The organism is Mesorhizobium sp. M6A.T.Ce.TU.002.03.1.1 (assembly GCF_003997275.1).
Taxonomy (GTDB): domain Bacteria; phylum Pseudomonadota; class Alphaproteobacteria; order Rhizobiales; family Rhizobiaceae; genus Mesorhizobium; species Mesorhizobium mediterraneum.
In genome coordinates, this window is sequence record NZ_RZTI01000021.1 from 56,036 (window position 1) to 67,922 (window position 11,887).

Sequence of the window (11,887 nt, forward strand, 5' to 3'; positions counted from 1 at the left end):
TAACGTCGGCGGGACAGCGCCCCCCGAAAGCGGCGGTGACAGCCAATCTCCCCCCTCGTGGGGGAGATGTCCGGCAGGACAGAGGGGGCGCGAAGGATCGCTACCGAGTAGCCTTTCTGAGCCGTTCACTGAGCCAGCGTCTTCAGGAATGCCACCAGCGCCGCGCGCTCGCGGTCCGAAAGCTGCAGCGGGTGGACTTCGGATACACCCTCGACACTGGCCGGCGCCTTGGAATAATGCGCCACCACTTCGTCGAGCGAGGAAAACTGCCCGGCATGCATATAGGGCGGGCGGGTGGCGGCGCCGCGCAGCGACGGCGTCTTGTAGGCGCGGACCAGTTCCGGTCCGGCCTTGACCATGAAGCGCAGCTCGCCGCAGGCGCTGGCGTCGCCATCGCGAAAGGCGCCGAAACAGTTGAACGGATCGGCCTCGACTTGGCGTACCGCATCTATGCGGCCGCGATCCGGCGGCAAATTCGCAACCGGCGGCACGCCGGTGTTGTGAAAACTGCTGTCGGTGAAGCGCGGCCCGGTGTGGCATGTCACGCAACTGGCTTTGCCGATGAACAGTTTCAGCCCGAGGATTTCCTCAGGCGAAAAGGCATCGTCGCCTTGCGGCTGTATACCGGTAGCCAAGGCGGCGGCGAACCGGTCGAAGCGCGTCTGCGGCGGCGCGATCGATCGCTCGAAGGCGGCGATCGCCTTGCCGATATTGGCGAAGACGCGGTTGACGGCCTCGGCCTGCGCAGCGGACATGGCGTTCCACGCCGCTTTCTCGGCATCGCTGCCGAGCGGACTGGCATTGGCCAGCACGGTCGAAAGGTCGGGCAGCGGCCCGAAGATGCGCTCATAGCGCTCGCCGAATCGCGCCTTGATATAGTGCGCGTAGGCGGCGCGATTGCCGGCCTGCTCCAGCGGATTTTCCAGCGGCGTCAGCGCCTGTGCCCAAAGACTGTCGCGCCGCCCATCCCAGAAGAACCATGGATCATGCGCGACGCCGGCCAGCGGCATGGTGCGCCGGTTGGTGCGGCCGACGCCGACCGCTTGCGGCAGGTCGTCCTGGAACTGCCGGTCGATCTTGTGGCAGGTCGAGCAGGAAACCTTGCCATCGCCGCTCATCCCGACATCGAAGAACAGCGTCGAGCCAAGCGCGGCGGCGGCCGGCACATCGGCGAAGCGGTTGGTGGTGTCGGTTTTCAGCGGCGGCAGCGCCGACAGTGCCAGTGAGGCGATGGTCTTCTTTTCGGCATCGGAAAACTCCGGCTTGCCGCAGCCGGCAAGCACGGCCATCGCCAGCAGCGCGAGAAGACGCGAGAATCGGCTCATCTTGCTCTAGCGCTCACAGCAGCACATTAAAGACGACCGTGTCGGATCCGGCCGCCGCGGAAATGGCGAAATGCAATTGCCACAATCCGCTCATCGTGAATTTCACCCCGTCGATACGATAGCACCCGTCGCCCAGATAGTCGGTCGCCTGCGGGCTGGTCGGTAGGCCGTGCCTGTGCTGCGGCATGCCCCCGGAAATCGTGATCGCTGCCCCTTCCACCGGGGTTCCCGCACCTGTCTTGAGGGTCAGCAGCCAGGATTGCAGCTCGCCTTGCCGGATAGCGCCCCGCTCCGGTTCGAAACTGGCCACAAACAGCCCGTGCGCTGTCTTTTTCGAGCGCGCAATCTCGGAGCTGGCAAGCCGAGGCGCTTGCGGCGCCGTCAGATAGACGGCGGCAAGAATGCCAGCCAGCAAGGCGGCCAGACCAAGACCTGCCAAAACATAACGCCATAACGATGCCAAACCGTTTCCTCTTCCGGAGATAACGTCTCGCCGGGCAGATTGCGTCCCGCCGCTCAGTTGAGAAAACACATCTGGCGCAAAATCCGCTGACGCCAAGCATGGCGCTGCCGGCCGCAAAAAGCTACAGCACCGGAATCACGCGGAGAGAGATACATGACAGGAAACGGCGTCGCCTCGATCGGTGAATGCATGCTCGAACTTTCAGGCCAGGCCGGGCCGAACTGGCGCATGGGCTTTGCCGGCGACACGTTCAACACACTGTGGGCGCTGCATGCGCTGAGCGGCGACCGGCCGGCAACCTATGTGTCGGCCTTCGGCGACGACCCGTTCTCGCGCGATCAGATCGGTTTCTTCGCGCAAAACGGCATCGGCATCGGCGCCAGCCCGATCATCGCAGGCGCCCGGCCCGGCCTCTATGCGATCACGCTGACCGGCGCCGAACGCTCCTTCACCTATTGGCGCGGTGATGCGGCCGCACGGCAGCTTGCCTCCGACGCGGTTGCCTTGGCGAAAAGCCTTGAAAATCAGGCGCTTGTTTACTTCTCCGGAATCACTTTGGCAATTCTGAACGACGGCGCGCGCAAGACCCTGCTGGCGGCGGTGGCCAAGGCGCGCGCCGCCGGCTCGCTTGTCGCCTTCGATCCCAACTACCGGCCGCGGTTGTGGCACCGGCGCGAGGAAGCGCAGGCAGCGATCCTCGACGCACTCGCAGTCACCGACATCGCGCTGCCGACCTTTCCCGACGAGCAGATGCTGTTTGGCGACGCCGCGCCGCAAGCAACCGCCGAACGGTTGGGAAAGCTGGTCGGCGAAGTCGTCGTCAAGAATGGCGAGGAGCCGGCGCTGATCGCCGCAAGCGGAACGCTACGGCCCGTTCCGGCCGTGCATGTCACCGCCCCCGTCGACACGACCGGCGCCGGCGATTCCTTCAATGGCGCCTATCTCGCCGCCCGGCTTGCCGGTCATGCCCCGACCGAGGCCGTGCTGCGCGCGCATCGCGTCGCCGCAGCTGTCGTCCAGGTGCGCGGCGCGCTGGCGCCGTTCGAGACGTTAAGGGCAGCGTTCGAAGATTAGCATCAAAACGCAATCAGACCGGCTGCCGCCAATGGGCGGCAACCTTGCAGCCCAAGGCGGTCGCTATCCGCGCTTTTCGATGACGCCATATAGGACGTTGCGGTTCTCGCCAAAGAACACCTGCGCCTCGACGGTGTTGCGGTCGACGCTGGCATTGATGATGTCCCACATATCGGCCTCCGACCGCAGCAGCAGCAGCCAGTTCATGAACGTCTCCCGGTAGCCGGCGTCGGGGTTGCCCTCTGCGTAGTTCGCGAACAGGAATGTCCCGTTCGGCTTCAACATCTGCAGGCAGGTCTTCGTGAGCTTCACGGCGACGTTGTGCGCAAGGTAGTCGTAGAGGCCAGAGGCGTAGATGAAGTCGAACTTGCCAAGCTTGTGGCCCCTCGTGAGCACGGTTCGTACCGAGCCGTCGATGGCCTCGACCGCGGTGCCCTGGAAGTCGCGCGTGATCAATCCAACGCTCTGAGGATCCTGATCGAGCGCAACCCAGCGCTTGAGACGGCCCTCTTGTAAGGCGGCCGAGCGATTGGCCTCCCGTAAATGGCCGGCCGCAATCGCCAGGACCTCGGCTTGCGGTCCATTCTTGGCCGCAATCTCATCGACATACCGGGTTAAAAGATCGCGTCGCTCCCGTGCTGCGATGCACGACGGTACATCCTTGGTGTGGCTATAGAGTGCCTTGCCGATCTCCGAGGCGCTTGCCACGCTCTCGGCCACGTGCGGATCACAATAGATATAGTCGAGCAACTGCGCGTCGCCAGAATAACCTCTTGGCTTGTCATGGGACCACCGCGTGAGCGGATCCTCGAGAAAGTACTCCAAGATCGGGTGGTTCTGCACCACCGGTATCAATGCTTGCCAAACGTCCGGATGAACCTTGGAACGGGTTGCGTCGAGGTACGACATCAGCCGACGGATGATCTCCGCCGGGTCCTTTCGTTGCTCGACTTGCTGGTGTGTCGCGTGGAGAATGAGCGCAAGCTCTACGCGGGCGGTTTCGAACGCTTCGCTATGAGGCTCGAGCTTTCTTCGAGGGAGACTGGCGGCGATCATCTCGGCAGTAATCAGACTTTTGCCATCAAGGATGGTTGCCACCGCAGACTCCATAATTACAATTAGTTAGATATTATCTAGATATTGCGTAAAATTTTATCTTTGCCAAGGCGCATCACCGGCATTTTAGCGGTGTCGTTAATTTCCCGCCAACCATCCTAGGTCTTTGGACGCCTTGCCGGTCGGATTCCCGATACGAGTTAACGAAAACCTATTTGCGCGACTGCATATTGCTTGCGAGGCGCCGCAATCGCTGTCGCCTGAGGAGTCGGCCGGCGTGGGGGCAGAAGCTAAAAATGAGTTCGGAATACAAAGCCCGGTTCAAATGGGGTTTGTGGTGACGAGCGACTCCGCGTCATCCGCATTGGCCGATATAGCCGATGCGGAACCGTTCGAACCGCGCTACGAGCCGCGGTCCGACGAACTCCGCAAGCTCTACCGAAAGGAATCGCAAGCGACGCGAAGAATGGATTCCAGGCCGGGGCTTTGGATCGCCGTTGCCATCTATCTGCTGTTTTCAGCAACCGATCTGCTGCTGATTCCGGATGTGGCAATCTATACGATCACGGCACGCTTCGTGGTCGGAGTGACTGCGCTCCTGATCTTGGAAGCACAACTTCGCCAGGGAGTCGGAACGGAATGGATTGACGTGACTTGCGCCGGAGCCATCATTTTTGGCTATGTTGGCTGGTTGTGCCCAGCGGTTATGGGTGCGGACAAGGAAAGCGTCTCTTATTATATGGTTTTCGGCACCATCTTCATGATGAGCGCTAATCTATTTTTCACATTTAAATTCAACGTGTCTATTGTAACTTCTGCTATAATATTGGTAATTTTGTATATCGTAAACTATTTTGTGCCATCCACATTAACTTACAAAATGGTATTTGGAACCTTCTATATCTCATGCTTCACATTTACATCTTACGTAAACTGGAAGCTGAACGAGGAGCGCTACAACGTCTTCCTGAATGCCCTCGAAGCCAAAATCCAGCACAAGGAAGCCACCGAGCGCGGACAGGCGCTGTTGAACCTGTCGAGAACCGATCCGCTTACAGGTCTGGAGAATCGGCGGGCGATTGACGAGAAGCTGCGGGACTACTGGAGCGACTGGCAGAGGTCTGGCAGCAGTTTTGTGGCGATCCTCATCGACGTGGACTTCTTCAAAAGGTTCAATGACTTTTACGGGCATCAAGAAGGTGACCGCTGCCTGATTCTTGTCGCCAATGCCCTTGCCGATATGATTAAGCAGCACAATGGCTCAATCGGCCGCTACGGCGGGGAAGAATTCATTGTCCTGGCGCGCATGGAGAAAAGAGAACAGGTCGCAGATATTGTGGAAGCCATTCGAAGCACGGTGGAGGACCTCGCGCTTCCCCACGAGCACCGGAGAGACGGTACCTCGGTTGTAACGGTGAGCGTTGGCGCTGCCTTCACCAGGGTCCAGACCGGCGCCAAGCTGGAAAAAATCATCCACGAGGCCGACCGCGCGCTCTATCTGGCAAAAGCAGGCGGTCGAAATTGTACGTGGCTGTTCGATCCAAACGATCCCCAGAGCAGCGATGAGAGCGAGAATATTGCGGCTTTGCTGAAGATCGCGATCGGCCAGGATCTCGTTTCACTCGTCTATCAGCCTATCCAAAATGTCGCGTCGGGCCGAGTTGAAGCCGTCGAGGCTCTGATGCGCCTCAAAATGCTGGATGGCACGTCGGTTCCGCCGAGCCTCTTCATTCCCGTCGCGGAACGAACTGGCGCTGTCCTGGCGCTCGGGCGCTGGGCAATTAGGACTGTGTGCACTGAGCTTCTGGCGGACGATCACGTCCGTGTCGTCAGCGTCAACGTCTCTCCAATTCAGCTCAAGACGCCCGGCTTCGCAACCTCTGTTGCGGCCATTTTGAGCGAGACCGGCGTAGCCGGCAGCAGGCTGGCCTTCGAAATCACCGAAGGGCTCGAGATGGAGATGCACTCCGACATTCTTCGCTGCATCAGCGACCTAAAGCTGCTAGGGATCAGGATATGGCTTGATGACTTCGGGACCGGCTTCGCGGGCCTCTCATGGCTTCGTCTAATCGATTTCGATACCGTGAAGATTGACCGCTCGTTTCTTCATGATTGCGGCTCCCCCAGAGGCAAGGCAATGCTGCAAGACATTATTGCCCTGGTCCGAAATCGCGGCCATAAAATCCTGGTCGAAGGGGTGGAAACCGACAAGCAGATGGCCTTCATACGCGAATTCGACATAGATGAAATCCAAGGCTTTCATGTCGGCCGCCCTGCTCCCGCCGCGAGCTTTCGAGCGAGACCGGCCACCCACAAACGCCCTTTTCTGGTCGTTAAGTCCGCATGAATAGCGGCAGAGCGATCTGAGTAGCTGCAAGCCGTCGCCGCCGCAGAAGCGCGCTGCAGACCGGGCACTATTTAACTCACAATCGAACTCACTCAGGAGCGGGCGGCGGATCGGTGGCCCTCAGACCGGCCGTCGCCGTCCGCCCGATTCACCGAACAGGCTTGGCTCACGCCTTCGTGCTGGCCTCCCGGAACGCCGCCTCTCCGGCGTCCGATACCTCGACCCATTTCTTGTCGGCCGCTGCGTCGGAGCCGTAGCTGTCGTGCCAGTTCCACCAGTTGTAGGCCGGGGTCTGAGGATAGCCTTCGGGCGAGTCCTCCCAGACCTCCTGCCGGCCCAGCGGCGTGATGTCGAGGTAGTTCCAGGTGCCCCCCATCTGTTCGTCGCCGCGGTTGTTGATAAAGTAGGTGCGGAACACGCGGTCGCCGTCGCGGATGAACACGTTGTGACCATGCCACTCGTCCACGCCGAAATCGGCGTCGAAGCTGTCGGTGATGGTGAACCACGGCATCTCCCAGTCCATCCGCGCCTTCAGCCGCGCGATGTCCGCCTGCGGCGCACGCGAGACGAAGACGAGGGTGGTGTCACGGGCGTTCAGGTGGGCGACATGGGCGACCTGGTCGGCCACCAGGGAGCAGCCGCGGCAGGCATGGTCGGGCCAGCCGAACACTCCCGGCTCGAAGAAGGCGCGGTAGACGATCAGCTGACGCCGACCGTTGAACAGGTCGAGCAGGCTCACCTTTCCGTCAGGCCCCTCGAACGCATACGTCTTCTCCACCGCCATCCACGGCATCCGCCGGCGCTCGGCGGCCAGTGCGTCACGGGCGCGGGTCTGGGCCTTTTCCTTGACGAGCAGCTTCTCGCGGGCCGCCTCCCACGCCTGCGGCGACACGACCGGTGGTGTGTGCATGGCAGGCTGTCCGCTTTTCCGTCCATTTCCGGCTGATGCAGTCATGGCTTTGATACCTCCTGATTTGGGCGAAACCCCGCGCCTCGTTGGCCGAAGCGCGGTTTCATTCGCTGCTCTTCGCTCATGGTTCGGCATGAGGTAGTTTGGCACCGGAGAGCGGACAGCGGGAGTAACAAGTGTGGCGCTTTTCCAATGGAGCCGCTGATCCCAGCCGCGGCCTGCGCAGAAGCGGGTGCTCCTGCGCCCACGCTTCAAGACATCGCGACGGCCCAGCACGGCCGCTTTCCGGGGCGCCGCCGGCGATCGACAACGGCGCTCCCGCTGTTACAGACGTAACCAAATTCCGTTCCGCTGAAATCATTCCGTAGCGAGATTCTCCGAGACAACGACGTTCTCGACACGAGAGCCGCGGAGCGCGAAGGAACTTTTTCCCTTTTGTTCACGCACAGCCGAACAGCCCGAAACCACGTGGCACGCTCCCAACCCGCAAACTCAAAATGGGAGACTAAAAATGGCTCACACGAAAACTCGCTCCGGCCGCGGCGCACCCAGCCGCCGCTTGTTTGGGTCAAGGCTGAAAAGCGTAGCAATAATCATCGTTGCCTTCAGGACGTGGCGAGAGAACGTCGCAAGACGCAGGGCCCTAGCGGATTTGACGCCCGATCAGCTGAAGGACATCGGTCATCCGGAGGCCCATGAACCTGTGCTCGACGTCGTTAAGGCCGCTCAGACCACGAACTTGATGTCGATGAGGTAAGATCAGCGCGCCAACTGTCGGCGCGGACGAGCAGGCGCAGCGCTCGCTTCGGCAAGCTCGGCGCGTAGCGAGCGAAGCTGCCGAAGGCACCTCAAGCGGCGGCCAAGTTTCTGCCTCTCGCTTCTTTCGAATCCCGAACAGGCGTCCGGCCGAACAGACGACCATATTCCCGGGTGAACTGCGACACGCTTTCATAGCCGACCGCGAACGCTGCGCTGCTCGCAGTCTTTCCCTCCGACAGCATCAGCCGCCTCGCCTCAATCAGGCGCAACTGTTTCTGGAATTGCAAGGGAGAGAGCGAGGTTACTGCGCGAAAGTGCTGGTGGAATGACGACATACTCATTCCGGCCACAGCCGCCAGGCGCTCGACTGGCAAGGGCCGCGCGAACTCTGCCCGAAGCACTGCGACCGCGCGCGCCACTCGCCGCATTTGGCCGTCTGGCCACCCCAGACGACGGATCGCCGACCCGTGCCGCCCGGCCAGCAGCCAATAGTGCATCTCGCGCACAAGCTGGGCCTGTAGCACCGGGACCGATGCCGGGCGATCGAGCAGCCGCATCAAACGCAGGGCCGCGTCGGCAACCTCGGCGTCAGTCGGGTCAACCCGCACGGGCGCGTGGTCGGCCACATGCTGGGCGTCTATTTGCTCACTCAGCTCCGCGATGACCGCCGGATCGAGTTCCAGAACAAGCGAGTAGTAGGGAGCAGCGGCGCTGGCGCGGGTGATCTGGCTCACCGTCGGCACGTCCGCCGTGATCAGCAGCGAATCTCCGGCGGAGAAGGCGAAGCCCTGAGTACCCATCGTGACGTGCTTGCTCCCCTGGACCACCAGACAGGCGAGCGGTCGGGAGATGTCGTAGACCAGGCCGCTAGGCGCCGTCGCCCGCACCGTGTTGAGACCCGGTATCGGGGTATGCGCAATGCCGTCTGGGCCGGCATTGGTGTCTGCATGGCGGCGGACGGCATTGAGGAGTGCGGTCATGGACCAAAACTATTCCTTTGCTGCCCGACACGCAAAGCATTTTGGAGGATTAGGCAAAAACGGTCGAGCATCCGGCAACAAAAGCCTGCCCATTGGGCCGATATCGGCGTGGCCACAGCAGTGGTGCAAACAAAGGAGCAGGCCATGACCAAGATCACGCTCATTACTGGCGCCAGCCGCGGGCTCGGGCGCAACACCGCACTCAGCATCGCACGCCGCGGCGGTGACGTTGTCCTCACCTACCATAGCCGGAGTGAAGACGCTCGGGCCGTTGTCGCGGAGATTCAGGCAACGGGTCGCAGGGTAGTCGCCCTGCAACTCGACACCGGTGACGTTGCCACCTTCGCTTCTTTCACTGAGCGCCTGCAGGCGGCATTGCGCGAGACCTGGCAGCGCGACACGTTCGATCATCTGGTGAACAATGCCGGCCATGGCGACATGGCAATGATCGCAGAGACGACGGAGGCGCAGTTCGACCGGCTGGTCAATGTCCACTTCAAGGGGGTGTTCTTCCTCACCCAAAAGCTGCTGCCGCTGATCGCGGACGGCGGCCGTATCGTGAACCTCTCCTCGGGCCTCACCAGGATGTCCTATCCGGGCTTCGCCGCCTACTCGGCAGTGAAGGGCGCGGTCGAGGTGCTCAGCGTTTACATGGCGAAGGAGTTGGGCGCCCGCGGCATCGCCGTCAACACGGTGGCGCCGGGCGCGATCGAAACTGATTTCCTTGGCGGCGCTGTCCGCGACATGCCCGACCTCAACAAGGTGTTCGCAGATATGATTGCACTCGGCCGCGTCGGCATGCCGGACGACATCGGGCCAATGATCGCCAGCTTGTTATCCGAGGACAATCGCTGGGTGAATGCCCAGCGGATCGAAGTGTCCGGCGGCCAAGCCATTTGACGAAGCAGGTACCACACCGTTGATTGGCGGCAGGCCCGTTGGGAGCGTCTGCTCCTTGGAGCGGACCTGCTGTCTCGGCCAGGCCGTCTGCCTAGACGGCGGACATGATCCCTTTCCGAGCCGAAGGTAGCACCGTAAAATCCGGTACCGGCTTCCGGGTCAGGCAGGCAGCCGGAACCGGTATTCCGTCACATGGTGGTAGATCTGGCCCGGCCATAGCGTGGCCTGTGGGAAGTACGGCCGGTTCGGCGCGTCTGGCCAGACCTGCGGCTCCAGGCAGAAGCCCGAAAAAGCCTTGTAATGACGTCCTTCGAGTCCCGGCGAAGGTGGCGCCAGATACTGGCCGGTATAGAGCTGGACGCCCGGCTCCGTGGTCCAGAGCTCCATCTCGACGCCGGAATTCGCGCCCTGCGCCCATGACGCCTGCCTGAGCGGCCCGCGCGTCGCGGCAAGGCAGAAATTCTGGTCGTAGGCAAGCTGCTTGCCCTCGCTCTCCATGCGCAGCGGCCGCGCCTGGCGGAAATCGAACGGCGTGTCGTCGACCGGCTTGACGACGCCGGTCGGGATCAGGTCGCCATCGACCGGAAGATAGGCGCCGGCGTTCAGCATCAGCCGGTGGTCGAGAATGTCGCCGGCGCCGCCGTCATCCAGGTTGAAATAGGAATGCTGGGTGAGGTTGCACAGCGTCGGCTCCTCGCAGGTGGCGGTCATCTCGACGCTGAGCGTGCCGGGGATTTTCAGCCTATAGGTGCGCTGTTCGCGAAGATCGGCAATGGTCAGCTTGAAATTGGTGTTACGATGGAACCCAAAATGCGTTCGGCGACCAGACGCTGTAGCCGCCATAGATTGCTGTCGCGGATGCCGCGCTCTTCCAGATGCGAGATGGTGTTATAGAGATACTCGGCGCACGAGCCCAAATGGCCGCATGCCTTGGCCACAATGTCCGCCACCTCATCAGGTGGGAGCTTACCGGTGTATGCGCCCGACTCTCGGTTCATCACGAAGGCAAGGGCGCGGACAGGCCCCTGATGCGTCTTGACGGTAAGCCAACGGGGCGGGTTGCTGGGTGGTTTCGCCTTCATCTCTCGGCGGACAAGCTTGCCGAGCTGCCATTCCACTGTGTTGCCGGCGAGCCTATAGAGCATCCCCCGGCACTGGCCGCCTCGATCGAGGGCCATCATCAGGCCAGGCTGCTCCCTCGTGCCCCGCCACCGGGTCATCTTTAGGCAGAACGAACGATGCCAGCCGTGCGCCGTGCCAATGCGCTCCTCAGTGTGCTCAACTTCCGGCTTCCAAATCAGCGAGCCATAGGCGAACAACCAAAGGTCTTCGCCTCGGGGATGCGAGGCGAGCGTCTCATGCACTGCCGCATCGTAGTCCTCCTCGGTGTAGTAAACGAGACCAGGTGCCGAGCCGGGGTCCTCTAACACCCGATGAACGCGCGCAACAATCTCCGGCGTAAGTGCCATCTTCCGAACCAGCCTAGGCATCTTCTCCCTCATATGCCGTTCCGTTCTTTTGCTGCCCGCGCTTCTTGTAAGAACCACGTTTCGCTTGGCGATTGCTGAGCAATCCGAGACCGCGACGATATCACCAATCTCCCAACGGCGAACCGTCACTGAGGGCCAGCTGGTATCATCCAGCTGGATTTCACGCCGCGTCGAGTCCCTGAAAACGAGCGGAACCTTCTGGTGGGATGGTGGTCCGATCTGCCAGCTGCGCCGCGGCCGGTGTCTCGACTGTGGTGGCAATCGCGAGCAGTGTCCTGCGCGTGATATTTCCATTGTACGATCCGAAGCTGATCTGCATCATATCCTCCCTGTGCACGGATGGTCCGAGATCTACGGAAGCATACTCGACGAACCCGCGCGCCCTCGAGCTCTAAGGCAACACTCATTTCCCCAACGCTCCCCGGGTCGGCGTCACGTCCACGAGATCGACCACCGCAGCGGGAATGGCGTCGCTGACAACGAGCGCATCACCATCGCGCAGAATCTCGAAATCGATCGACGGCTGGCCGGCCGAACCGGGCACGGAAAGGGTCAAGCGCTGCCCGGGGGCGAGCGTGGAGGC

11 protein-coding genes and 2 pseudogenes are annotated in these 11,887 nt (G+C 61.6%); 4 read left to right on the forward strand and 9 right to left on the reverse strand.

The genetic code is table 11. The annotated features are described in order from the left end of the window. Window positions 1–125 precede the first annotated feature (125 nt). Window positions 126–1,325, reverse strand: coding sequence for a cytochrome c peroxidase (locus tag EOC93_RS09585; RefSeq protein ID WP_127204477.1), 1,200 nt, complete (start codon window positions 1,323–1,325; stop codon window positions 126–128). A 13-nt stretch (window positions 1,326–1,338) separates the two neighbouring features. Next, on the reverse strand, window positions 1,339–1,788 hold the full coding sequence (locus EOC93_RS09590; RefSeq protein WP_127204484.1) for a FixH family protein: 450 nt from the start codon (window positions 1,786–1,788) through the stop codon (window positions 1,339–1,341). A 153-nt stretch (window positions 1,789–1,941) separates the two neighbouring features. Between EOC93_RS09590 and EOC93_RS09595 the strand changes: the two genes are divergently transcribed. Next, window positions 1,942–2,862, forward strand: coding sequence for a sugar kinase (locus tag EOC93_RS09595; RefSeq protein ID WP_127204478.1), 921 nt, complete (start codon window positions 1,942–1,944; stop codon window positions 2,860–2,862). A 63-nt stretch (window positions 2,863–2,925) separates the two neighbouring features. On the opposite strand, the gene EOC93_RS09600 is transcribed toward EOC93_RS09595, so the two are convergent. Continuing rightward, window positions 2,926–3,960, reverse strand: coding sequence for a class I SAM-dependent methyltransferase (locus EOC93_RS09600; protein WP_127204479.1), 1,035 nt, complete (start codon window positions 3,958–3,960; stop codon window positions 2,926–2,928). A 283-nt stretch (window positions 3,961–4,243) separates the two neighbouring features. Between EOC93_RS09600 and EOC93_RS09605 the strand changes: the two genes are divergently transcribed. Next, window positions 4,244–6,265 (forward strand): EAL domain-containing protein, encoded by a 2,022-nt coding sequence (locus tag EOC93_RS09605; RefSeq protein WP_127204485.1) that lies wholly within the window; start codon window positions 4,244–4,246, stop codon window positions 6,263–6,265. Window positions 6,266–6,431: 166 nt separating this feature from the next. On the opposite strand, the gene EOC93_RS09610 is transcribed toward EOC93_RS09605, so the two are convergent. Beyond that, window positions 6,432–7,220: a thioredoxin family protein gene (locus EOC93_RS09610; protein WP_127204480.1), complete on the reverse strand. Its 789-nt coding sequence runs from the start codon at window positions 7,218–7,220 to the stop codon at window positions 6,432–6,434. A 466-nt stretch (window positions 7,221–7,686) separates the two neighbouring features. On the opposite strand from EOC93_RS09610, the gene EOC93_RS09615 reads away from it, so the two are divergent. Further along, window positions 7,687–7,932, forward strand: a complete 246-nt coding sequence (locus EOC93_RS09615) for a DUF1127 domain-containing protein (RefSeq protein ID WP_095486654.1) — start codon at window positions 7,687–7,689, stop codon at window positions 7,930–7,932. A gap of 91 nt (window positions 7,933–8,023) precedes the next feature. On the opposite strand, the gene EOC93_RS09620 is transcribed toward EOC93_RS09615, so the two are convergent. Continuing rightward, the gene (locus tag EOC93_RS09620) at window positions 8,024–8,914 is read right to left on the reverse strand and encodes an AraC family transcriptional regulator (RefSeq protein ID WP_127204481.1); all 891 of its coding nucleotides are present in this window, start codon (window positions 8,912–8,914) and stop codon (window positions 8,024–8,026) included. A gap of 144 nt (window positions 8,915–9,058) precedes the next feature. On the opposite strand from EOC93_RS09620, the gene EOC93_RS09625 reads away from it, so the two are divergent. Beyond that, the gene (locus tag EOC93_RS09625; RefSeq protein WP_127204482.1) at window positions 9,059–9,814 is read left to right on the forward strand and encodes an SDR family oxidoreductase; all 756 of its coding nucleotides are present in this window, start codon (window positions 9,059–9,061) and stop codon (window positions 9,812–9,814) included. Between the two features lie 159 nt (window positions 9,815–9,973). On the opposite strand, the pseudogene EOC93_RS09630 reads toward EOC93_RS09625, so the two are convergent. The 4 genes and pseudogenes from EOC93_RS09630 to EOC93_RS34055 all read right to left on the reverse strand — a co-directional run. After that, window positions 9,974–10,564 (reverse strand): annotated as a pseudogene (locus EOC93_RS09630) (aldose epimerase family protein); the annotation flags it as partial. A gap of 26 nt (window positions 10,565–10,590) precedes the next feature. Beyond that, window positions 10,591–11,283, reverse strand: a complete 693-nt coding sequence (locus tag EOC93_RS09635) for a gamma-glutamylcyclotransferase (protein WP_245458005.1) — start codon at window positions 11,281–11,283, stop codon at window positions 10,591–10,593. Between the two features lie 181 nt (window positions 11,284–11,464). Beyond that, window positions 11,465–11,626: a hypothetical protein gene (locus EOC93_RS34050; protein ID WP_206532227.1), complete on the reverse strand. Its 162-nt coding sequence runs from the start codon at window positions 11,624–11,626 to the stop codon at window positions 11,465–11,467. 81 nt (window positions 11,627–11,707) lie between these two features. After that, window positions 11,708–11,887: pseudogene (locus EOC93_RS34055) on the reverse strand (hypothetical protein); the annotation flags it as partial.

What these genes read in the sequence shown, in the direction of transcription:
- EOC93_RS09625 (WP_127204482.1), top strand. Translation starts at nt 9,059, where the DNA reads ATGACCAAGATCACGCTCATTACTGGCGCCAGCCGCGGGCTCGGGCGC.
- EOC93_RS09610 (WP_127204480.1), bottom strand. Translation starts at nt 7,220, where the DNA reads ATGACTGCATCAGCCGGAAATGGACGGAAAAGCGGACAGCCTGCCATG.
- EOC93_RS09635 (WP_245458005.1), bottom strand. Translation starts at nt 11,283, where the DNA reads ATGGCACTTACGCCGGAGATTGTTGCGCGCGTTCATCGGGTGTTAGAG.
- EOC93_RS09585 (WP_127204477.1), bottom strand. Translation starts at nt 1,325, where the DNA reads ATGAGCCGATTCTCGCGTCTTCTCGCGCTGCTGGCGATGGCCGTGCTT.
- EOC93_RS09620 (WP_127204481.1), bottom strand. Translation starts at nt 8,914, where the DNA reads ATGACCGCACTCCTCAATGCCGTCCGCCGCCATGCAGACACCAATGCC.
- EOC93_RS09615 (WP_095486654.1), top strand. Translation starts at nt 7,687, where the DNA reads ATGGCTCACACGAAAACTCGCTCCGGCCGCGGCGCACCCAGCCGCCGC.
- EOC93_RS09605 (WP_127204485.1), top strand. Translation starts at nt 4,244, where the DNA reads ATGGGGTTTGTGGTGACGAGCGACTCCGCGTCATCCGCATTGGCCGAT.
- EOC93_RS34050 (WP_206532227.1), bottom strand. Translation starts at nt 11,626, where the DNA reads ATGATGCAGATCAGCTTCGGATCGTACAATGGAAATATCACGCGCAGG.
- EOC93_RS09595 (WP_127204478.1), top strand. Translation starts at nt 1,942, where the DNA reads ATGACAGGAAACGGCGTCGCCTCGATCGGTGAATGCATGCTCGAACTT.